The sequence below is a fragment of the Pseudomonas asplenii genome (assembly GCF_900105475.1).
Taxonomy (GTDB): Bacteria; Pseudomonadota; Gammaproteobacteria; order Pseudomonadales; family Pseudomonadaceae; genus Aquipseudomonas; species Aquipseudomonas asplenii.
Map to the genome: position 1 here is coordinate 4,611,551 of NZ_LT629777.1, position 24,680 is coordinate 4,636,230.

Genomic DNA, 24,680 nt, shown 5'->3' on the forward strand with positions numbered 1-24,680 from the left:
ATAATGCAGTCATCGACGGAAGCCTCTCATGTTCGACAAAACCTCGTTGCGTGAAATGACGCCGGCACAGTTCGCCGCTTTGCACAAACGGTCGAAGATCATTCCGGCACCGCGGGGCAGCACGCCGCCACGGGCTTCCTTCGCGCAGCAGCGGCTGTGGTTTCTCGCCCAACTGGCCGGAGGTGGCGACGCCTACCATGTGCCGTTCGGGTTGCGCCTGCACGGCGCCCTCGACCGGCCGGCGCTGAAACGGGCGCTGGATTGCCTGGTTGCCCGTCACGAATCCTTGCGCACGACCTTCGTCGCCGATAACGACGAGGTGCTCCAACTGATCGCGGCGGCCGATTGCGGCTTTTCCTGGCAGATCCACGATCTCGCCACGCATACGGACCCCGAGGCGCAGGTGGCAAGCCTGGCGGACGAGGAGGCCGGGGCTTCGTTCGATCTGCATAACGGCCCGCTGTTTCGCGGGCGTCTGCTGATCCTCGGTGAACAGGCGCATGTCCTGCTGCTGACCCTGCACCACATTATCTGCGACGGCTGGTCGATGGCGGTACTGACCCGCGAACTGGGCGAACTCTACGAGGCCTTTCGCCAAGGGCTGGACGACCCGTTGCCAGCACCGTCGTTGCAATACGCCGACTACGCCCGATGGCAGCACGACTGGCTTGCCGAGCAGAGTCAGGCCGGTCACGGCGACTACTGGCGTGACACCCTGGCCGGGGCACCGGCCTTGCTGGAGTTGCCCGGCGACCGTCCACGCCCGGCGTTGCAGCAGTACCAGGGTGGTTTCGAGCCGTTGCTGCTTGATGAAACCCTGACCCAGCAACTCAAGGCCCTGAGCCTGCGTCATGGCACCACGCTGTTCATGACCTTGCTGGCCGCCTGGGCGGTGGTCCTGGCACGGCTGTCGGGTCAGGACGACATTCTGATCGGCACTCCGGTGGCGAACCGCACTCGCCGGGAAACCGAGGGGCTGATCGGCTTTTTCGTCAACACCCTGGTGCTGCGGCTGTCGTTGGCCGCAGCGCCGACCTGCGTGCAACTGCTCGAACAGGCCCGTGCGGTGGCACTGGGTGCCCAGGAACACCAGGAACTGCCGTTCGAGCAGGTGGTGGAACTCCTCAATCCGCAGCGCAGTCAGGCCTACAGCCCGCTGTTCCAAGTGATGTTCGCCTGGGAAAACACCGAGCCCGGTGCGTTGCAATTGGCCGGCCTGGACAGCCAGCCACTGCGCAGCCGTCATCAGGCGGCCAAGTTTGACCTGACGCTGGTGCTGGCCGAGCAGGACGGTCGCATCAGCGGTGGCCTGGAGTACGCCAGCGCGTTGTTCGACGTAGCAACGGTGACACGTTTTGCCGGCTACCTGCGCCAGGTTCTCGAAGGTATGGTGACGCAGCCACAGCAGTCGGTCGCGGCATTGCCGCTGCTCAGTACCGATCAGCGCGATAGCCAGTTGCGGGACTGGAGCGGCAGCGAACAGGCTTTCGACGCCCAGTGTTGTCTGCACGAGCGCTTCGAAGCGCAGGTGCGCCGTGATCCCCAGGCCATTGCCGTGCGCTGTGGCAACGACAGCTTCACTTATGGTGAACTCAATGCCCGGGCCAATCGCCTGGCTCATGAACTGCGGGCCCTGGGCGTCGGCCCGGACGTACGCGTGGGCCTGTGCCTGGAGCGTAGCCTGGAGATGCCGCTGGCGGTGCTGGCGGTGCTCAAGGCTGGCGGTGCCTATGTGCCGCTGGACCCTGGCTACCCGCAGGCGCGGTTGCGCCACATGCTGATCGACAGCGCGCCGGCGGTGCTGTTGAGCCACGGTCCGGCCCGCCAGGCACTGCGCGCGGCTCTCGACGGCGTGGCAGAACAACCGGTGCTGCTCGATCTGCACGAGGATGCCCCGCGCTGGGCCGACCAGTCGGAACAGGACCTGGCGCCGCACACGCTTGGCCTGACCTCGCGTCACCTGGCCTATGTCATCTATACCTCGGGTTCGACCGGTCAGCCCAAGGGCGTGATGGTCGAGCATCGTGGCTTGCTGGCGGTGAGCGCCGCCTGGGAAAATCTCTACGCCCTGCGCCCGGGCCTGCGCCACCTGCAGATGGCCGGGTTTTCCTTTGACGTGTTCAGCGCCGACCTGATCCGCGCCCTGTGTTTCGGCGGCGAACTGGTGCTGTGCCCACGCCAGGTGCTGATGGATCCGCCGGCGCTGTACCGGCTGCTGCACGAGGCGCAGATCGATTTCGCCGACTTTGTACCTGCGGTCCTCAACCCGCTGCTGGCCTGGGCCGAGGAAACCGGCCATGGGCTGTCGTTCCTCTATACCGTGGTCTGTGGCTCGGATACCTGGAGTGCCCATGGCGCCCGCCAGTTGCGCGCGCTGTGTGGCGAGGCGGTGCGCATCGTGCACGCCTATGGGGTGACCGAGGCCAGTATCGACAGCACCTGCTTCGAATTTCCGGCCCAACCAGCGCCCGACGCCAGTTTGCCCATCGGCCGGCCACTGGCCAATACCCGCGTCTATTTGCTGGACGCCCTCGGCGCGCCGGTACCGCCCGGCGTTGCTGGCGAATTGCATATCGGCGGCGGTGGTGTCGCCCGCGGCTACCTGAACCAGCCACAACTGAATGCCGAGCGCTTTATCGACAACCCGTTCGTGGCCGGGGATCGCCTGTACCGTACCGGCGACCTGGCGCGCTGCCGAGCCGACGGCAACCTGGAGTTCCTCGGCCGTAACGACTCCCAGGCCAAACTGCGGGGGCTGCGGCTGGAACTGGGCGAAATCGAAGCACGCCTGGTCGACGTCGCCGGGGTTCGTGACGCGGTGGTGCTGTTGCGCAGCGATGCAGACGCACCGCCCAGGCTGGTTGCCTACTACGTTGAAACCGAGGCCGGAGTCACCAGCCCTGGCATCTTGCGCGAACAGTTGGCGCTGAACCTGCCTGACTACATGCTCCCGACGGCCTTCGTGCGCCTCGATGCCTTGCCGCTGACCGCCAACGGCAAGCTCGACCGCACGGCCTTGCCGGCGCCGGACGCCGCCGCCTTCGACCAACGCCACTACGTGGCCCCGCAAGGCGAACTGGAAAACGCTCTGGCGCGGATCTGGAGCGAAGTGCTGGGTGTCGAGCGGGTCGGACGCGACGACAGTTTCTTCGCCCTGGGTGGGCATTCCCTGTTGGTGATGCAAGTGATCGCGCGGATTCGTCGTCAGCTTGATCGCGAAGTCGCGGCCTCGGCACTGTTCGCCACCCCGCAACTGAAACTCTTCGCCCGCAGCCTGGAAGGCGCGCGGGAGAGCCGTCGGGCAGCCATCGTGCGTGTCGCGCGGGGTCGCGCGCAAACGTTGTCGTTTGCCCAGCAACGCCTGTGGTTCCTGGCACAGATGGAGGGCGCTAGCGCGGCTTACCACATGCCGCTGAACCTGCAATTGCGCGGTCCGCTTCAGGTGCCGGCGCTGGAGCGCAGCCTCCTGCAACTGGTGGAGCGTCACGAAGCCTTGCGGACCCGCTTCATCAGTGTCGAAGGTGAGCCACGACAAGTGATCGCCGAACCCGGGCAAGGCCTGAAGCTCGAACGGCTGAGCGCCGTTGCCGGCACCGACGTCGAACGCCTGGTCAGCGAGGAGGGCGCCCGGACCTTCGATCTGGAACACGGCCCGCTGATCCGAGCCGTGCTGGTCCACCTGGCGGATGACGATCATCTGCTGCTGTTGACCCTGCACCATATCGTCTCGGATGGCTGGTCGATGGGCATCCTGACCCGTGAGCTGGGCCAGTTGTACGCCGCTGCGCTGGAGGATCGCGCCGACCCCTTGCCGGAACTGGCGCTGCAATATGTCGACTACTCGGCCTGGCAACGCCAATGGCTGACCGGTGAAGTGCTGGAGCGCCAGAGCCGCTATTGGCGCGAAGCCCTGGCCGAGGCGCCGGTATTGCTGGAACTGCCGGCCGACCACAAGCGGCCGGCGGTACAGGATTATCGCGGCGCTGTCGTGCCGTTGCTGTTCGACGAGACCTTGACCCGCAGCCTCAAGGAGCTGAGTCGGCGCCAGGGCACGACGCTGTTCATGACCCTGCTTGCCGGCTGGGCGCTGGTGCTGGCACGGCTTTCGGCGCAGTCCGATGTGGTGATCGGCGTACCTTCGGCCAACCGCCCGAGCAGCGAACTGGAAGCGTTGATCGGTTTCTTCGTCAATACCCTGGCCTTGCGCCTGCAGGTGACGGGCAACCCCAGTGTCAGCCAGTGGTTGCAATACACCCGTCAGGTGGCGCTGCAGGCCCAGGAGCACCAGGATCTGCCATTCGAACAGGTGGTCGAACTGCTCAACCCGCCACGTAGCCTGGCCCACAGCCCGCTGTTCCAGGTGCTGTTCGCCTGGGAACAGGGGCAGTCCGGGCAACTGGCGCTGCCGGGCCTGCAGGTGCAGACGTTGCAAAGCCACCAGCAGGTCGCCAAGTTCGATCTGCAACTGGCCCTCAGCGAGTGCGACGGGCAGATCGTCGGTGGCCTGGAGTACGCCTCGGGGCTGTTCTGCGCCGCGACGGTCGAAGGTTTCGGCGAATACCTGCGCCGGGTGCTCACGCAGATGGTTGCCGACAGCGAGCAAACGGTCGCCAGCCTCGACCTGCTGTCTCCCGAGCAACAGCGGCAACTGCTCCACGACTGGAGTCGCCACCGCGCTGATCGTGCTCCGCAAGTCGGCTTCCTGGCGCGCTTCGAGGCCCAGGTACAGCGCACGCCACAAGCCGGCGCACTGCAGCAGGGCGAACAACGATATGACTACGCTGAGCTGAATAGGGCGGCCAACCGTCTGGCGCATTTTCTGCGCGGGCAGGGCATCGGTCCCGAGGACCGGGTCGGCCTGAGCCTGGAGCGCTCGCCGCATATGGTCATCGGCCTGCTGGCGATCCTCAAGGCCGGCGCCGGCTATGTGCCGTTCGATCCGGCCTATCCGGCCGAACGCCTGGCCTACATGTTCAGCGATGCCGCGCCGAGCCTGCTGCTGACCCATTCCAGCCTGCGCGAGAAGCTGCCGGTCGGCCCCAACCCATTGCCACTCTACTGCCTGGACACCGACGCGCTGCGTTGGGCCGAGCAGCCGGACACCCGTCCCGAGGTGGCGATCGAGCCGGACAACCTCGCCTACGTGCTCTACACCTCCGGCTCCAGCGGCCGGCCCAAGGGCGTGGTGCACACCCATCGGGCGCTGGACAACCTGATCGACTGGCAACTGCTCGACGCCGCCGCACAGGCCCCGGTTGCGCAGCGGGTGCTGCAATTCGCCTCGTTGAACTTCGACGTGTCGTTCCAGGAAATCTTCAGCACCCTGTGTCAGGGGGGCTGCCTGGTGCTGATGGACGAGGAGGCACGCAAGGATCTCGCCACCTTGCGCCCGACCCTGGTGGCCGATGGTGTGCAGCGGGCCTTCCTGCCGTTCGCGGTGCTGCAACAGGTGACTGGCCTGGGCAGCACCGACGCGTCCGCGCCACTCGGCGGTTGCGATATCGTCACCGCCGGAGAGGCGCTACGGGTCAATGACGAACTGCGCGCGTTCGTCCAGGGGCTGGGGGGCTCGCACCTGTACAACCAGTATGGCCCGACCGAAACCCATGTGGTCAGTCAGTTCAGCCTGGCTTGCGCCGCTGCCGCCGACTGGCCCGAGGCACCACCGATCGGTCGGCCGATCAACCAGGCCCGGCTGTATGTGCTGGACGAGGCACTGAACCTGGTGCCGCCGGGCGTGCCCGGTGAGTTGTACATTGCCGGCGCCTGCCTCGCGCGTGGCTATCTGAACCAGCCGGAACTGACCGCCCAGCGCTTCCTGCCCGATCCATTCGGCAGCGAGCCGGGCGCGCGCATGTACCGCAGCGGCGACCAGGTGCGCTGGTTGCCCGACGGTAACCTGCAGTACCTGGGGCGTATCGACCAGCAGATCAAGCTGCGCGGTTTCCGCGTCGAGCTGGGTGAAATCGACAGCCTGCTGCAGCAACAGCCGGGTGTACTGGAAGCCGCCGTGCTGCTGCGCGAAGATGCCCCGGGCGACCCACGACTGGTGGCCTATATCGTTGGCCCGGCCCCGGTCGAGGTGCTGCGCGAGGCACTGCGCCGACAGTTGCCCGAGCATATGATCCCCAGTGCCTGGGTGTCCCTGGCGAACCTGCCGCTGACCCGCAACGGCAAGCTCGACCGCCGCGCATTGCCGGCACCGGAGCAAGTATCCAGCAGCACCTACGTGGCACCCCGGGAAGCCGACGAGGTGCAATTGACCGATATCTGGGCGCAAGTGCTCAGGTGCGAGCGGGTCGGTCTGCAGGACAACTTCTTCGAACTGGGCGGCCATTCACTGCTGGCTACGCGGCTGGTGTATGCGATCAATCAGCGGATGGCTGCGCAATTGTCCTTGAGCAGCCTGTTCAAAACGCCGACGCCGGGTGAACTGATCGATGCGATCCGTGCCAGCCGCGACGAGCAGATCCAGAGTGAACCGGCCTTCAGCGTGATTGCGCCGGATCCGCTCAACCGTTACCAGCCGTTCCCCCTGACCGATATCCAGCAGGCCTACTGGTTCGGCCGCGAGTCTACGGTCAGCCTCGGCGGCGTCAGCGCCCACGGCTACGAGGAGCTGCGCATTCGCGACTTCGATGTGCCGCGCTTCGAGCACGCGCTGAACCGCATGATCGAGCGCCACGACATGCTGCGGGCGGTGTTCCTCAGCGATGGCACCCAGCAGGTCCTGGAACAGGTACCGACGTATTGCATGCCCTGCGTCGACCTGCGCGGCATGGACAAACAAGCTGCGCAACAGGCGCTGGAGGGCAATCGCCAACGCCTGTCCCACCAGGTGCTGGACGCCAGCCGCTGGCCGTTGTTCGAGTTCAGCCTGACCCTGCTCGACGACGACATCAGCCACCTGCACATCAGCCTCGATGCGCTGATCGTCGATGCCGCCAGCAGCCAGATCCTCGCGCGCGAACTGATGGGGTTCTACCTGGAACCGCAACGGATGCTACCCGCACCGGGGCTGAACTTCCGCGATTACGTACTGGCCGAACACCAGTTGCGCAGTGGCGTACGCTACGAGCGGGCCCTGGCCTATTGGCGCGAGCGGGTCACCAGCCTGGCGCCGGCCCCCGACCTGCCGTTGGTGTGCCAGCCGCAGAGCATCGCCACGCCGCATTTCACCCGGCGCGACCGGCAACTGTCGGTTGAGCACTGGAGCCGGATCAAGGCTCTGGCCAAGCAGTTTGGCGTGACCCCGTCGGTGGTGTTGCTGACGGCCTTCAGCGAGGTATTGGCGCTGTGGAGCCGCCAGCCACGTTTCACCCTCAGCCTGCCGCTGTTCAATCGATTGCCGCTGCACCCGGATGTCGACTCGATCATCGGCGACTTCACCTCGCTGGTGCTGCTGGAGGTGCGGATCGACGGCCGCGTCGGTTTTACCGACAAGGCTCGGGCGATCCAGCAGCAGTTGTGGCAGGACATCGACCATGCGGTGGTCAGCGGCGTGCGTGTGCTGCGCGAACTGTCCCAGGCCCGCGGGGCGCAGCAGACAGCGATTCCGATCGTGTTCAACAGCACCTTGTCCGAGGCTGCCACGCAACAGGCCGAGTACAACCTGGCCGACGCCCTGCAGGCGCAGAACGTGCACAGCATCACCCAGACCCCGCAGGTGTGGATCGACCATACCCTGCTGGAACTGGAAGGACGGCTGCTGTTCAACTGGGACAGCATCGACGAGTTGTTCCCCGCAGGTCTGGTCGAGCAGATGTTCGCCGCCTACAACAGCCTGCTCGACCGTCTGCTCGAACCCGCAGCCTGGGCCGCGAACACGCCCGGGCTGTTGCCGCAGGCGTGCCTGCCGCCAGCCCCGGCTTATCCGACCACATCGCTGTTGATGCACGAGCTGTTCGAGCGCCAGGCCCTGGCGACCCCCGAGGCTGTCGCACTGATTGCGCCGATGCGGCAGATGAGCTACCAGCAGCTGCGTCGCGAGGCCCGTCAGCTCGCAGCACACTTGCAGACCCGGGGCGTACAGCCCAACCAACTGGTCGCGGTGATGATGGAGCGTGGCTGGGAACAACTGGTGGCCACTCTGGCGATTCTGTATGCCGGGGGCGCCTACCTGCCGATCGATCCGGCACTGCCGGCGCAGCGGGTGCGGCATATCCTGGAACGCGCCGAAACCCGTCTGCTGCTCGGCCAGCCCGGTCTGAAAGCAGACAGCGACTGGTCGACGCTGGTCGAGGTCATCAGCGTCAGCGAGGTCACCGACAGCCGCGAGGTCTCGTTGCACGCGGTCGAGCTGAGCCCCGAGCACCTGGCCTACGTCATCTACACCTCCGGCTCGACCGGCGTGCCCAAAGGCGTGGTGATCGATCACCGGGGGGCGGTCAACACCCTGCTGGACATCAATCGGCGCTTTGCCGTCGGCCCACAGGACCGGGTCCTGGCGATCTCGTCGCTGAGCTTCGACTTGTCGGTCTATGACTTCTTCGGCAGCCTGGCCGTCGGCGCGGCAGTGGTGCTGCTCGACCCGCGCCTGGCACTCGACCCGCTGCATTGGCGCGAGCTGATCGAGCGCCATCGGGTCAGCCTCTGGAACTCGGTGCCGGCACTGCTCGGGCTGTTGCTGGAGTCCGTCGAGCAAGAGGGCGGTGTGTTGCCTGCCTGCCTGCGCCTGGCGATGTTGTCCGGCGACTGGATTGCGCTGAACCTGCCGGGACGTGCACGGGCCTTGCAGCCAGCCATCGAGCTGATCAGCCTCGGTGGCGCGACCGAAGCCTCGATCTGGTCGATCTGTTACCCGATCGGCCAGGTCGACCCCGTCTGGCGCAGCATTCCCTATGGCAAGGCGCTGGACCAGCAGCGCTTTCATGTCCTCGACGAGGCGCTGCAACCGCGTCCGACCTGGGTGCCCGGGCAGTTGTATATCGGCGGTATCGGCCTGGCGAAGGGCTACTGGCGCGACGAGAAACAGAGCGCTACGAGCTTCTTCGCGCACCCGGCGACCGGCGAGCGGCTGTATCGCACCGGCGATCTCGGCCGCCTGCTGCCCGACGGCAATATCGAATTCCTCGGGCGTGAGGACAACCAGGTCAAGGTTCAGGGCTATCGCATCGAATTGGGCGAGATCGAAGCCATACTCAACCGTCATCCCGGCGTGCAGAGCGCGGTGGTGCGGATTCTCGGCGAACAGCTCGGCGAAAAACGCCTGGCGGCCTATCTCATCAAGAGCGACGAGCAGTTGCAGGCCGGCGATTTTGCGCTCTACCTGGCGGACAAGCTGCCTGCCTACATGGTGCCGAGCTCTTTCACCTTCCTGGAGGCCTGGCCGCTCTCGGCCAATGGCAAGGTCGACAAAAGCCGCCTGCCACAACCACTGGAGGACCAGCAATCGGGGCCGTCACTGGTACCTGAGGGGCCCCGCGAGCAACGGCTGGTGGCGATCGTCCAGCAGTTGCTCAAGCGCGAGACGATTGCCGGTAACGCCAACCTCCTGAGCCTGGGCGCCACTTCCATCGATATCGTGCGAATCAGCAACGCGCTGGCCGCCGAGCTGCAGTTCCGGCCGCACCTGGCGCAACTGCTGGCCCAGCCGACCCTGGCCAACCTGCTGGAACTGTACCGCCGCAACCTGGCCAGCCAACCACCGACCGGTCGCGTGCAGCCGTCGGCGGCGGTGAGCGAGGCGGTGATCGAGGATCCGCAAGTACGCCAGCAGTTCAAGGCTGACGAGCGCGGGCGCCGACGTTTCGCCCAGGCGTTGCCGGCAGTGGCGCTGGCCTTGCCGACGCAGGCCGGCTTCGCCCAGCGCTTGCGTGACTGCCGTTCGGTGCGCCGCTACGAGTTGCAGGCGATTGCCACCGAGGCCTTCGCCCACTGGCTGGCCGGACTGTCACGCGGGCAACTGGACGGTGAGGTGAAGTACCAGTTCCCTTCGGCGGGTGGCCTTTATCCGCTGCAGGCCTACCTGTACATCAAGCCGCAACGGGTCGCCGGGGTGTCCGGTGGGGCCTACTACTACGACCCGGTGCAGCACCAATTGCTGGCAATCGGCGAACAATCGCGACTCGATCCCGATACCTACGATTACTTCGTCAATCGCCCGGTCTACGAAAACGCCGCGTTCTCGCTGTTCCTCATCGCCGACATGGCCGCGATCCAGCCGCTTTATGGCGAGCGCAGCCGCGATTTCTGCCATATCGAGGCCGGGGCCATGACCCAGCTATTGATCATGACCGCGGCCACCCATGGCCTGGGGGTGTGCGGCATGGGCTCGATCGACGAACAGACGTTGCCGGCCTTGTTCGACCTGGGGTCGAGCCATCAACTGATCTATTCGATGGTCGGTGGCCTGCGCGCCGAAGGCGAACAGCGCAGCGCCCAGGTCGAGGCGTTCAGTCACACGCACACGGATGACGACAGCGACATGGAGGAGATTGAGATATGAATGCCGATCAGTTGCTGGCCTTTTTCGACCGTCATGGCGTGGTGCTGGAAGTCGATGGCGACAAATTGCGCTGCAAGGCGCCCAAGGGCTTTCTCAACGAAGAGCTGCTGCAGGCGCTCAAGCAGCACAAGCCGGTCTTGATCGAGCGGTTGAGCGCCAATGAGGGCATCGTCCCACGCGCAGCTGGCACGGCACCCTTGCCGCTGTCGTTTTCCCAGCGACAGTTGTGGTTTCTCGACCAGTTGGAGCCGGGCAATCCGTTCTACAACATCCCCAATGCGCTGCTGCTCAAGGGGCGGCTGGATGTCGCCGTGCTGGAGCGGGCCCTGAACGAACTGGTTCGCCGCCACGAAGTGCTGCGTACCACCTTCGGCGACCACGATGGCGAGCCGTGTCAGCGGGTTCATGAGTATCGTCCGTTGTCGTTGCCGGTCACCGACCTGCGCTCGTTGCCAGCCGCCGAGCGCGAGTCGGTTGTACGGGCACGGGTGGCCGAGGACGCGCGAGCGCCGTTCGACCTGTCACAGGGGCCGCTGTTGCGCACCGCGTTGTTGCGTTTGGCGGACGAGGAACACCTGTGGCTGTACAACCTGCACCATATCATCGCCGATGGCTGGTCCATGGGTATCATCCTGCGCGAAGTGGTGACCCTCTACGGCGACTACCTCGAAGGCCGGCCGTCGAGTCTGCCGGCACTGGCGGTGCAATATGCCGACTATGCCTGCTGGCAACAGCGCCGCCTGAGCGGGGAAGCCTTGCAGGCGCAGCTCGACTACTGGCGGCGGACCCTGGCCGATGCGCCGCCGTTGCTGACGCTGCCCACCGACCGCCCAAGGCCCCGGGTGCAGCGTTATGCCGGGGCGACCCTGGTCAGTCGCATCGACGGCGGTACCCTGCGCGAACTGCAGGACCTGGCGCGGCAGACCCAGGGCTCGCTGTTCAATGTGTTGATGGCGGCACTGGCGGTGCTGCTGTGGCGTCACAGCGGTCAGCAGGAAGTGTGCATCGGCACGCCGTTCGCCAACCGTGGACAGGCCGAGATCGAACCGCTGATCGGCCACTTCGTCAACACCCTGGTGATCCGCAACCCGTTGCAGCCGCAGTGGACCTTCGCCGAGCTGCTGCGTGACGTGCGCACGCGCATGCTGGAGGTCCATGCCCATCAGGATGTGCCGTTCGAACGGGTGGTCGAAGCGGTCAACCCCGAGCGCGACACGGCCTATTCGCCGCTGTTCCAGGTGATGCTGGTGTTGCAGAACACTCCTGGGGAGGCGGTCGAAATGCCGGGGTTGAGCCTGGCGTCCTACGGCACCAGCAGCGCCACCGCCAAGTTCGACCTCGCCTTTGAACTGGTGGAACAGGCTCAGGGCCTGCAACTGGTGATCGAATACAACACCGACCTGTTCGAGGCGAGTACCGTGGCGCGCCTGAGCGGCCATTACCGGCAGTTGCTCGAACAGATCGCGGCTGACGCCAAACAGCCGATTGGCCGGTTGCAACTGCTGACCGAGGCCGAGCGCGAGCAGATGGTCTTCGACTGGAACCGCAGTGCGCCGCTGGCCCGGGAACCCGGTTGTGTGCATCGATTGATCGAAGCCCGGGCGGCGGCTGCGCCGCAAGACTGTGCGGTGCTGTGCGAGGGCGAATCGCTCAGCTACGCCGAGTTGAACCAGCGTGCCAACCGCCTGGCCCACCATCTGCGCAGCCTCGGCGTCGGCCCCGATGTGCGTGTGGCGTTGTGTCTGGAGCGCTCGCTGGCGCTGCCGGTGGCGATCCTTGCGGTGCTCAAGGCCGGGGGTGCCTACGTGCCGCTGGATCCGACCTATCCGGTCGGGCGCCTGGGCCACATGCTGAGCGACAGCGAGCCACGGGTGGTCCTGGGGCAGGGCGCCACGCGACAGTTGCTGCGCGATACACTCGGCGTGGCGCAATGCGCAGTGCCGGTGCTGGATTTCGACAGTGACGCGGCCCAGTGGGCTGAACGCTCCGTGGCCAACCCCGACCCGCAGAACATCGGCCTGACACCCGAGCACCTGGCCTACGTGATCTACACCTCCGGTACCACCGGGCTGCCCAAGGGCGCGATGGTTGCCCATCGTGGCCTGAGCAACCTGTTGTTGTGGTGTCAGCAGATCTGTGCTGACGGTCAGCAGGCGAGCATGCTGCAAAAGATTCCGTTCGGCTTCGATGCTTCGGCCTGGGAACTGCTCTGGCCGCTGGCCATGGGCGGGCGCCTGGTGCTGGCCCGCCCTGGCGGCCATCTCGAGCCAGACTATCTGGTACGGACGGTGCGCGAGCAGCGGGTTTCGGCGCTGGTGTTCGTGCCGGCGATGCTGCAGCTGTTTCTGGAGGTCGATGAGGTCAGTCAGTGCCAGGATCTGCGAAATGTCTTCTGCGGCGGTGGCGAACTGACCCCGGCGATTGCCCGGCGCTTCCAGGAAGTATTGCCCGAAGCGCGCCTGCACAACGTCTACGGCCCCACCGAAACCACGGTGATCAACAGTGTCTGGACCCTGCAACCCGGCGCCGAGGTGCCGGCCCGGCAACTGCCCATCGGTCGGCCCATTGCCGGCAGCCACCTGTATGTCCTCGACGAGCACGATGCACCGGTGCCGGTTGGCGTCAGTGGTCACCTGCATATCGGCGGTGTCGGTGTGGCCCGTGGTTACCTGGGGCTGCCGGCATTGACGGCTGAACGCTTCATTGACAGTCCGTTCGTGCCCGGCGAGCGCCTGTACCGCAGCGGCGACCTGGCGCGTTATCGCGCCGACGGCGAACTGGAATTCCTGGGCCGCAACGATTTTCAGGTCAAGCTGCGTGGCGTGCGGGTCGAACTGGGAGAAATCGAGGCCCGGCTCGAAGCGTTCCCCAGTGTGCGCCGCGCGGTGGTGCTGATGGTTGGCGACAGCGCGCAGCACCAGCGTCTGGTGGCCTGTTGCAGCTTTGCGGCCACGCGTCCCGAGGAAGCGGCGGCCCATGAACACCTGGCGCTGACCCTGCCGGCGCAGGTCCTGCCCAGTGCCTACCTGTGGCTGGAGGCGCTGCCGCTGACCGCCAATGGCAAAATCGACCGTGATGCCCTGCGGGCCATGGCCGACCACGATCTGGCGAACCGTCAGGTCAATCTGTCGAGCCCGCGCGACCATATCGAACTGGCGCTCTATCAGATCTGGAAGGGCCTGCTGCTGGCTTCGCAGATCGGTATCCGCGACAACTTCTTCAATGTCGGAGGCACCTCCATCGCCGCGATCAAGATGGCGCATCAGGTCCGCGAGGTATTTGGCATCGAGCTGCCGATCCGCGTGGTGATCGGCCATCCGACCATCGAGGCCCTGGGCGGCTGGATTCGCTCGGGCGCCGGGCCGACCACGGCGCAAGGCAGCCTGATCGAGTTCCGACGTGGCGCCGGTCAGCGCAATGTGGTGTGCATCCACCCGGCCGGTGGTACGGCTTTCTGCTATCTGTCGCTGGCCAAGGTCCTCGACGAATCGGTGGGGGTCTACGGTGTGCAGTCGCCAGGGCTCAATCCTGGCGAGACCACCGAACCCACGGTCGAGGCGATGGCCGTTGCCTACATGCGGCTCATCGAGCCGCTGCTGGCACAACCGTTGATTCTCACCGGGCTGTCGTTCGGTGGGCTGGTGGCCTATGAAATGGCCCGGCGCCTGACCGCAGCGGGCTATCGCCAGGTCACCGTGGTGCTGCTCGATACCCAGGGCTCTGACAACAGCGCCTATCGCCAGCAGATGGCCCCGGTGGACATGGCCGAGTTCCGCGACAAGCTGGTGCGCTTCAACGGCATGTACCCCGGCATCGACGATGCCCAGGTCGAGCGCTATTTCCAGATCTACAACCACAACCGCATGGCCGTGGCGGACTACGTTTGTGCGCCCAAGGCCGGGCGGGTGGTGCTGATCCAGGCCCGTGAAGGCTTCAATCGTGCCCAGCTCCATGGCCTGCGCAGCTTCTGGCGGCGCCGGGCGGGGGAGGGCTATCTGGCCAGGCTGGTCAATGGCGGTCACTGGGACATGCTCGAGACGGTGGAGCTGCAGCGCGTCGCCAGGACGTTGGAACAGGAGTTGCGGCGGTTCGACATCGTTGTGACCTCGCCAGCCGATTCTCTGCCGCAGGAGGCGTAATGGATAACGCTCAGCAAGCCATTGCAACCCTGCTCGGACGTTTTGCCGAACAGGTGAGGACAAGGCCTCTGGCCCTGGCGGTGATCGACCGGCAGGCACCCTTCAGCTCTACCCTGAGCTATGCTGAACTGGCCGCCGCCAGTGAGCGTATCGCTCAGGCGCTGCTCGCGCGCGGCGTGGCTCCCGGCCAGTCGTTGGCGCTGTGCATGCCGCGTTCCTGGCGCTGGCTTGCGGCAATCATCGGCGCACTCAAGGTCGGCGCCGTGGTGGTGCCGCTGGACCGTGCCAGCCCAAGCGGGCGCCAGACGCAGATGTTGGAAGACAGCGGTTGCGTCGGCCTGCTGGTGGACGAAGCACTCGCGCAACTGTCGAACCGTTTGTGGCAGGCCGATGTCTCGACGCTGCTGGAGCACGTGGCAGAGACCCCGCTGGCCCTGCCCGATGAGCCGGCAGCGGTGAGTTTCCTGTTCTACACCTCGGGTTCGACCGGCACGCCGAAAGCGGTGGAAGTCGGCGAGCGTGGCCTGTTGCGGCTGGTACAGTCGGGGGGCTACATCGATATCCGTCCCGGCGATCGAATCGCCTGCCTGGCCAACCCGGCCTTCGATGCCATCAGTTTCGAACTCTGGGCGCCGCTGCTAAACGGCGGTACCTGCGTGATCGTTGCTGACGACGACCTGCTCGACGCCCGGCAACTGGCCCATGTGCTGGAGGCGCAGCGGGTCGACAGCCTGTTCATGACCGTGTCGCTGTTCAATACCCTGGCCCGGCAATACCCGCGCTGCTTTGCCAGCCTGCGTCAGGTGCTGATCGGCGGCGAGCAGATCAGCGCGGTGGCGGTGCGCGACTGGTACCGGGCCAACCCGGACAGTGCTTGCCAGATCTTCAATGTCTACGGGCCGACCGAATGCACCACGTTCGCCCTGTGCCAGCCGATTGCCCGCCATTTCAGCGGGGCCTCGGTGCCCATCGGCCGCCCCTTGCCCGATACCGGGGTGCGCATTCTCGATGAGCAGCAGCGACCGGTTACCCCGGGAACCGTCGGCGAGCTGTATCTGAGCGGCAGCGGGGTCGCCCAGGGCTACCGCCAGCGCCCCGAGGAGACTGCACGCTGTTTCCTCGTCTTGCCGGACGCCGCCGGCCAGTTGCAGCGGCATTATCGCACCGGCGATCGGGTGCGGGAGAACGAGTCCGGTCTGATCGAATATGTCGGCCGCGCCGATCGCCAGGTCAAAGTCCGTGGCTTTCGTATCGAACCGGGGGAGGTCGAACAGCGCATCATCGAACATCCGGGTGTCGCCCAGGCCTATGTCTGCACACGCCGCCAGGCCGCCGAGGACCATCAGTTGCTGGCTTTTATCGTGCCGCGGGGGCCGTTGGAGCATGCCGATTTCGACGCTTATCTGCAGGCGCAGCTGCCGGGCTACATGCGCCCACACCACCTGTTTCTGCTTGAGCGCCTGCCCTTGACCGCCAATGGCAAGGTTGACCGTGAGCGCTTGCTGGAGGAGGCCCGCCAGCCATGGCGTGCCCCGCGGCCGGACGATCTGGCGGCGGGTAACGAGGAGGGCGCGGAACTGTCCTGGCTGCTGGCGCAGGTACGAACCCTGCTCGGCCAGCCACAGCTCGGTGCCGGGGATGACTGGTTGGGCAGCGGTGGCGACTCGCTCAAGGCCCTGCGGCTGCGTTCGGCGATCCGCCAGCAATGGCAGGTGGAGCTGAGTATGCAGCAGTTGCTCGGCGAACCCTTCGCCGGGTTGGCTGCCAAGCTGAGTGAGCCGCAGGGCTCCAGTGCTGCGTACCCGCCGGCACCGGCGCCGAGTAGCGCCCGGCGCCTGCCCGCTACTGCCGAGCAACGCCGATTGTGGTTGTTGCAGCAGCGTGAGCCGGATTCGACGGCGTACAACGTGCCGATGATCTTGCACCTGCCGGCCTCGGTCGATCTGGATGCGTTGGGCACGGCGGTGGGGCAACTGGTCGAGCGCCATGGCGCGTTGCGCACGCGTTTCGTCGCCGGGCCGGAGGGGCTCGACCAACTGATCGATGAACAGGGCACGACCTGTCGACGTCTGCCCCGCGGGCAATTCACCGAGGACAACTGGCAGGCTTTCGCCGAGTTGGTGTTCGCCACGCCGTTCGACCTGGGCACGGCGACGCTGTTCCAGTCCTGGCTGCTACCGTTCGCCGACGGCAGTGCCCGGCTGCTGCTGCATCTGCACCACACGGTGGTTGACGGTTGGTCGCTGAACCTGCTGTTCGACGATCTGCTCGCCCTGTATGGGGCCAACCGGCAGGGCGACGACCTCCCGGTGTCATCGGTGCGTCTGACCCCGCTGGAATTCGGCCAGTGGCAGCGGCAATGGAGTGTCGATCCGTACTATCGCCAACAGCGTCGCGCCCTGGCGCAGTTCCATCGTGAGCAGCCGCCAGCCTCGCCGGCCCTGGTCGCGCCACGCCGTGTCGGCGGTGCCCAGGCCCGGCAATACCGGCAGCACCTGGAGCCGGCACTCTGTGCGGCGCTCGAACGGTTCTGCGTACAGCGGCGCCTGACCCGTTTCGAGGTGCTGTTCAGCGTGTTTGCCTGGAGCCTGTATGCGCTGACCGGACTGTCGCGCCCACGCATCGGCAGCCCGGTGTCCAACCGGCCCCTGGCGGAGTTCGAGGATGTGGTGGGCATGTTTGCCAATACCGTGCTGATACCGACGGCAGTCGAGGGCCAGCATTCACTGGACGAACTGCTGCGCGAACAGACCGATCTGCTCCGTCAGGTTCTGGCCTTGCAGGACGTGGCCCTGGCGGATGTGGTCGAAGATCTGCGCCTGTCGGGCAAGCAGACGTTGTTCGATTTCATGTTTGTGCTGGAAAACACCGACTTCGCCAAGCTGGACAGGCTCCAGGCACGCCTGGAGTTCAGGGGGCCGGTGCAGGCCAAGTGTCCGTTGACCTTGTCGCTGGTGGACAGCGCGCAGGGGCTGACAGGCTGGTGGGAATACCAGTGCGACTACTTCGACCAGGCGCAGGTGCAGACGGCGGCCGATGGGTTTCGTGACAGTCTGGACCGGCTCCTGACGGCCTCGGCCCAGCCGCTGGACCGGTGGCTGTTGCCGTACCGCCAGCGCTTGCCGGCAGCCAGCCGGGGCGAGTCCGCACAGCCGGCATTCGCCACGCTGGCCGACTGGTTCGAACATCAGGTGCGTTGCACACCGCAGGCCACGGCGCTGGTCGGCGGCCAACAGCGGCTGAACTACCGCCACCTGAACGAACTGGCCGATACCCTGGCGGCGACCCTGAGCGATGCCGCGCACCTGCCGCCGCTGGGGGAAACACCGGGACCGGTGCTGCTGTTCCTCGATACCTCGGTTGAACATATCGTCGCCTTGCTGGCCCTGGCCAAGCTCAACCTGACGGCGGTGCCGCTCGATCCGGCTTATCCGCAGGCGGTATTGCGCCAGGTGCTGATTCAGTCTGGGGCCGATCGCCTGTTGTTCAGCGAGAGTACCCGGGCGGCCCTTGAACAGCTGGGTGAACACGGCATTGCCAGCCATCGAGTGGACCTCGATGCGCCGGCACGAGTGTTCACGCGTACGCCGCACCAGGGTGAGCGGCCGTTGTACATGCTGTTCACCTCCGGCTCGACCGGCACGCCCAAGGGGGTCCAGGTCTCGGACCGAACGCTGTGCAACCTGCTGCACTGGCAGCGCGGTGCCGGCGGTCTGGCGGCGCGGGCGCAGACCCTGCAGTTCTCCATGCTGTCGTTCGACGTGTCGTTCCAGGAAATCTTCAGCACCCTGTGTGGCGGCGGTTGCTACCACCTGATCGTGCCGGCCTGGCGCCAGGATGCCCCGGCGCTGCTGGAGTACCTGCTGGCGGCGGACATCGAGCGGTTGTTCATGCCCTGTGTGGCCTTGCAGCACCTGGCCGAAACCGCGGTGAACCGGGGCATCTACCCGACGCGTCTGCGCGAGGTGATCACCGCAGGCGAGCAACTGTTGTGTACCGACACCTTGCGCAACTGGTTTGCCGGCATGCCCCAGGCGAGCCTGTTCAATCACTATGGGCCGACCGAAACCCACGTGGTCTGCGGTTTGCGCCTGGAGGGCGGGGCACGCGACTGGCCGCTGCGTGCATCGATCGGCCGGGCGGTGAGCAATGCCAGCCTGCTCCTGGTGGACGAACATGACCGGCCACTACCGTCGGGTATTACGGGCTACCTGCTGGTGGCCGGGCCGATGGTCGCGCGCTGCTACCTGGGCGATCCGACGTTGAATAGCCGCCGGTTCGTCGAGTTGCCCGACGGCAGTGGGGGCGTGCGGCTGTTCTATCGCACGGGCGATCTGGCCCGGGTCGACGCCGAGGGCTGCCTGCACTACCTGGGGCGTGACGACCAGCAGATCAAGTTGAGCGGTCACCGCCTGGAACTCGGTCAGATCGAAGCGGCCCTGATGCAGGAGCCCGAGGTGAGCGGCGCGGTGGTCACCCTTGAAGCCGAGTCGGCGAAACTGAACGCCTACCTGCAACTCGACGGTACTTCAGTGACCGCCGAGGCACTCGATCGTCGGGTCGCCCTGCAGTTGCCGGCACAAGTGCGGATTGACGCCTATTGGCGGATCGAACAATGGCCACGCACGCCCAGCGGCAAGGTCGACCGCAAGGCGTTGCCCGGGCTGGGCGAACGTCTGGAACGCAAGGCCACACACACGTCTACGCTCGCGACCAACCCGCTGGAACGGCGCCTGGGCGAGCTGTTCGAAGCCGTGATCGGCCGGCCGATCGGGCTCGACCAGAGCTTCTTCGAGGCCGGCGCCACCAGCCTCGGCCTGATGCGCCTGCACGCCCGTTACAATCAGGAGGCCGATCTGCAGATGAGCATGGCCGACCTGTTCGAGCAGGTCAGCATCCGCCGCCTGGCAGCCCACCTGGCGAGCACGCCGGCCGAGACCGGGCGGCAAGCGCGCGCTGGCGAGCTTGTCCAGTCACCGATGGCGGTGATTGGCATGGCCGTGAACGTCGCCGGCGCGCCGGACTTGCGCGCGTTCTGGGCGATGGTCCAGGCGGGCGAGTCGGGCGTCGAGCTGTTCGACGCCGGGGAGGGACTGGTCGGCGCCCGCAGCCAACTGGCCGCAATGCTCGATTTCGACCCCGAGTATTTCGGCATCAGTCGCCAGGAGGCCCGGCTGATGGACCCGCAGCAGCGTCATCTGCTGATGGCTTGCGTACAGGCGCTGGAGCATGCGGCCCTGGTGCCCTCGGCGCAGGGACCACGGATCGGCCTGATCGCCAGTTGCGGCGAAACCACCTATTTCCAGCAACTGCTGCGTCAGGCCGATGAAACCGAGTTGCCGGACGGCTTCCAGATGGCCTTGCATCACGACAAGGATTTCCTCGCGACCAAGGCGGCCTATCACCTGAACCTCAACGGGCCGGCGATGAGCGTGCAGGCCGCTTGCGGCAGCTCGCTGATCGGCGTGCACCTGGCGGCGGCGCTGCTGCGCCAGGGCGATGCCGAGGTGATGTTGGCCGCCGGGGTATTGGTGGACCCGACCCTGACCGACGGCTACCGCTACCGGCCGCAGCACATCTTTTCCCGCGACGGCCAATGCCGGCCGTTCAGCGACGATGCCAGTGGCACGCTCGGTGCCAGCGGTTACGGGGTGGTGGTACTCAAGCCGCTGGCTCGGGCGCAACGCGACGGTGACCGGATCTACGGGGTCATCGAGGCCTCGGCGCTGAACAACGACGGTCGAGACAAGATGAGCTACACCGCACCGTCGGTGGCCGGGCAGAGCGCGGTGATCGCTGAGGCGCTGGACAAGGCCGGCCTGCGCGGCGTCGATATCGGCTATGTCGAGGCCCATGGCACCGGCACGCTGCTGGGCGATCCGATCGAAGTCGCGGCCTTGAGCAAGGCCTTCGGCGCGGCGCCAGCGAACAACTGTGCACTGGCTTCGGTCAAGAGCCAGATCGGCCACCTGGGCGCGGCGGCCGGCGTGGTCGGACTGATCCGCGCCACCCTGGCGGTGTATCACGGCGTACTGCCGGCGAACCTGGGCTTCAACCGGATCAATCCGCAGATCGATCTGCAGCACACGCCGTTCTACATTCCGACCCGGCCGCATGCCTGGCCCGAGGGCCGTCGGCGTGTGGCCGGAGTGAGCAGCTTCGGCATCGGCGGCACCAATGCCCATGTGATCGTCGCGGCCGCTCCTGCGATCGAGCCCGCTACGGCACCCGGCCCGGCCTGTCTGCTGATCAGCGCCCATAGTCGCAGCGCGCTGTTGCGCAACATCGCGGCGATCAAGGCGTACCGGGACGAGTTTCCGGGCCAGCACGAAGCGCTGTTGCGCTTCCTGCAATCGGGCCGCCGTCAGCAGCGCTGGCGTTATGGCGTGCGCCTGGAGGCCGGTGGCCAATGGCTGGTGGAGGAGGCCCTGATTCGCGAAGTGCCGCTGTCGAGCGAGGCTTGGCCGGCCCAGGACGCGACACCGGAGGACATCCTCCGGGCCTGGTATGAGGGCGCCCGGATCGTTTGGCCGAAGCGCTCGGCCGCGCCGCCATGGAACCTGCCGCCGTCGGCGTTCGACCTGGAAACCTGTCGCTTCCAGCCGACCACAGTGCCGTCGCCCATATCGGTCGAGGCTGCGCCGGCGTCTGCCCGCAAGGCCTTGCCGGACTGGTTCTACCAGCGTCAATGGGTGCGGGTCCGCCGTCTGGAGGCCGGGCCGGTCAACGGGCAGCGCGGCACCCTGGTGGTCTGCACAGCCGAAGCGCTGGCGGGAGGGTTACTGGAGGCCTTGGGCAGCGTCTATGAACGTGTTGTCGAAGTGCGCGCCGGCAATGGCTTGCGCCGCCTGAGTGCGGATCGCTTCGAACTGGACCCGGCTGACGCCCAGGCGTTGTCGACTTTGCTGGCCGAGTTGCTTGAGCCGCGCACGGCCGAGTTGGATTGGCTGCATGCCTTGCCGCTGTCGGTCAGCGGCAAGGTGAACGAACAGAGTCTGGCTGGCGCCCAATGGGCCTGCCTCGATACGCCGAGCGCCTTGTTGCAGGCCTGGGGAGCGATGGCGGGGGAGACGCGGTTACGCTTGTGGCTGCTGTCTGCGCAGGCCTGCGCGGTCGATGGTGCGGTGCGCCGGCCCGAGCTGGGGGCCCTGGCCGGAGTCTGTGAAGTGGCGCCGCAGGAGTATCCGCTGCGGGTTCACTGGCTGGATCTGCAATCGGCGCAATGGGCGAGCCAGGCCGTGCCGCTGGCGACACTGCTCGGCAACCCGACGGGTTTGCCCCGGCGCCTGGCAGTTCGCGATGGTTACCTGTGGCAACCACGGCTGATTGCCAGTCCGCCGACGACGCCACTGCCGGCTTCGGCATTGTTGCCGCCAACCGGTACCTTCCTGGTGCTGGGCGGTAATGGCGGCATCGGCAGCAGCCTGTGCGAGCACCTGCTGCAGGCTCCAGGGCGGCGGGTGGTGGTGCTTTCGCGGCGCGGGGAACTGCCACCGAACCTGCTCGCCTATCGTGAGCGGGTCGATAACGTGCTGGCCGATATCACCGATCTGGTGCGCTGGCCAGCCATCGTCGAGCAATTGGCGCAGCGCTACGGCGAGCTGGCGGGGGTCATTCACGCAGCGGGCATCGGCGCCGGCAGCCTGATCCGCAACCGCGACGCACGACAGATGGACAGCGCGATGGCGGCCAAAACCCTCGGCATGCTGGCCGTCGAGGCACTGATCGCACGGCTGTCGCCGGGTTTTGTCCTGTACTGCTCATCGATGTCGGCGTTGCTCGGCGGTGCGGGCCACCTCGATTATGCGGCTGCCAACGCGGTACTGGACGGCTTCGCCCAGTATCAACCGGATACCGCGAGCACCTGCGTGCGGATGGGGCTCAACTGGGATATCTGGCGCGAGCGGGGCATGGCCACCGCCGTGAGCGGCGCTGACGAGGCTCATCAGCGTCACCTGGCGGTCGGTTTGTCGGTCGAAGAGGGGGCGCAGGTGTTTGACCTGGCCCTGGCGCTGCAATGGCCGCAGTGTCTGGTTTCGACCACGTCGATCGAAGCGTCGCGACAGTTTTATCCGCAGCGGCACAAGGCGCTGGTTTCCGAGGCAGTGCCAGCAGCCGACGATGATCCGGATCCCGCAGTACACCTGCGCGAGTGCCTGTGCCAATGGCTCGGCGTCGATGCGCTGGAGGATGGGGATTCGTTGTACGAACTGGGTGCGGACTCGCTGACCCTGCTCGACCTGATCGACGAGGTGCAATCACGGTTGGGGGTGGGCCTGCAACTGTCGCAGTTCAGCCCCAGGGTCAGCCTACGGGAGATTCTTGCGCTGCTCGGCGGCAGTCGGACCCAGGCGCCGGTCACCGATTGGGCACAGGCAGTGCAGCTCGACGTCTGGAGTCCGGGAGCCGGCCGTGACTGGTTGTGCCTGGTGCATCCGGTAGGCGGCGATGTGCAGGCCTATCGCGAACTGGCGGCGGCGTTGCCCGAGACCTTGGGCGTGTGCGTGATCGCCGATCCGCTGCTGCAGCATCCGCAGTTGCCGACGGTGACGATCGAGCAACGGGCGGCCCATTACCTGCAGGCGTTGCAGACCCGGTTGCCGTATCAGTCCTGCCAGTGGCGGCTGGCCGGCTGGTCGTTCGGCGCCTGGGTGGCCCAGGCGATGTGCGCGCAGGCGTACCAGGCGGGTCTGCCCCAGCCACTGCTGTACCTGATCGATCCACCGGCGCCGGACGCCGGAGCCGAGCTGGCCCGCATGGACGCGCGGGATATCGAGCAGGTGTTCCAGCGCGAATTTTCCCAGCGCTGGCCACAGGCCGCCGAGCAGGGCCTGTCCGGGGAGATGCAGGGCTACCTGCAACGACTGACTACCTGTTGTCAGCACAATATGGCGAGCATGGGGACTTTCACACCAGCGGTTCTGCCGAGCACCTGCACACGATTGTTCGTTGCCCGCCAGGCCAACCCGTATGGCGTCGGTCGCAACTGGCAGATGGATCAACTCAAGGCGGCCTGGCAGACACTGTTGCCGCAATTGCTCGAATGGCAAACGCTGGATACCGACCACTACGGCATCGTCGCCGGTCACTGGGCACGGCTGATTGGTGAAACGATCGGTCAGGGAGGCGAGCATGCAACCTGAACAGAACGCGCACTGGCTGCAGGAGCTGATTCCGGTGCTGCTGGCCGGACAACCCGAGGACTGGGCTCTGCGCTGGAGCAACGACTTGCAGGCGGCGCTGGCGGGGTTTGGCGAACCACCACCGTTTCGCCTGATGCACGTCTGGCAGGCCGAGACGGTGTTGCCGGTATTGCTCGAAGCTGCAATCGAAGGGGTCGAAACCACGGATATGCTCACCTTGCAGCAGTTGCATCGGCGTGCCGCGCTGGGACTCAACGGCCGGCGCGGCGAGTGGCTGGCGGCGTTCAAGCCGATATTGCCCGCCTTGTACCGGCGGGCCTTTCCCTATGCCAGCGGTTATGCCCGGGCCCATGAGATCGCCATGGTCTATGCCACCGCGGCGGCCAATACGGCCATGATCGCCGAGCACTTCGGTGATGCCCTGGGCTATGCCGACTACTACGCCCAGCTCAGTACCGATGCCAACGCAGCCGCGTTCGCCGATTCCAACAGCCGGGCTTACGCGAAAATCGTGGCCGCCGTCTATGCCGACAACGATGTCCAGGCCTACGCCAGCATCTGCGCCGGGGCAACGCGGATCTGCGCGCTGGTCCGTGCCGGCAGTGGCGAGCAGCAGGCTGATGCCCGACGGCAGGTATTGAGGGCGCTGGCAGAGGGTCTGAGTCGCTGCCTGATCGAGGCGGCTCCGGCCGTTCGTCGTTATTTCTCTGGAGAACAGCATGAACAATGAAGCAGAAATGTTCGAAGTGGTGATCAATGACCAGGGCCAGTACTCCATCTGGCCGCAGGGCAAGGACATGGCCATCGGCTGGACCGCCACGGGTGCCAGGGGCGAACGCCAGGCCTGCCTGGACTATATCGCCAAGCACTGGACCGATATGCGTCCGCGCTCGCTGCGCAAGGCTGGAAACTGAGCCACTGTCGGGGCCGAGTCGACTGCTTGGCGGCTGC

At 66.2% G+C, this 24,680-nt stretch carries 5 protein-coding genes; all 5 read left to right on the forward strand.

Going from position 1 to position 24,680, the window contains the following annotated elements:
* The first annotated feature begins 28 nt into the window (after nt 1–28).
* The 5 genes from BLU37_RS20865 to BLU37_RS20885 are packed head-to-tail and all read left to right on the forward strand — an operon-like array spanning nt 29 to nt 24,643.
* Nucleotides 29–10,447 (forward strand): non-ribosomal peptide synthetase, encoded by a 10,419-nt coding sequence (locus BLU37_RS20865; protein WP_090208414.1) that lies wholly within the window; start codon nt 29–31, stop codon nt 10,445–10,447.
* Nucleotides 10,444–14,586: a non-ribosomal peptide synthetase gene (locus BLU37_RS20870; RefSeq protein ID WP_090208418.1), complete on the forward strand. Its 4,143-nt coding sequence runs from the start codon at nt 10,444–10,446 to the stop codon at nt 14,584–14,586. The genes BLU37_RS20865 and BLU37_RS20870 overlap by 4 nt, the downstream gene beginning before the upstream one ends.
* Nucleotides 14,586–23,729 carry a non-ribosomal peptide synthetase gene (locus BLU37_RS20875; protein ID WP_090208422.1) on the forward strand — a complete coding sequence of 3,048 codons (9,144 nt, stop codon included), beginning with the start codon at nt 14,586–14,588 and terminating at the stop codon, nt 23,727–23,729. Before BLU37_RS20870 ends, BLU37_RS20875 begins: the two co-directional genes overlap by 1 nt.
* Nucleotides 23,719–24,459 (forward strand): hypothetical protein, encoded by a 741-nt coding sequence (locus tag BLU37_RS20880; RefSeq protein ID WP_090208425.1) that lies wholly within the window; start codon nt 23,719–23,721, stop codon nt 24,457–24,459. The genes BLU37_RS20875 and BLU37_RS20880 overlap by 11 nt, the downstream gene beginning before the upstream one ends.
* Nucleotides 24,449–24,643, forward strand: coding sequence for an MbtH family protein (locus tag BLU37_RS20885; RefSeq protein WP_010451602.1), 195 nt, complete (start codon nt 24,449–24,451; stop codon nt 24,641–24,643). Before BLU37_RS20880 ends, BLU37_RS20885 begins: the two co-directional genes overlap by 11 nt.
* Nucleotides 24,644–24,680: the final 37 nt, after the last annotated feature.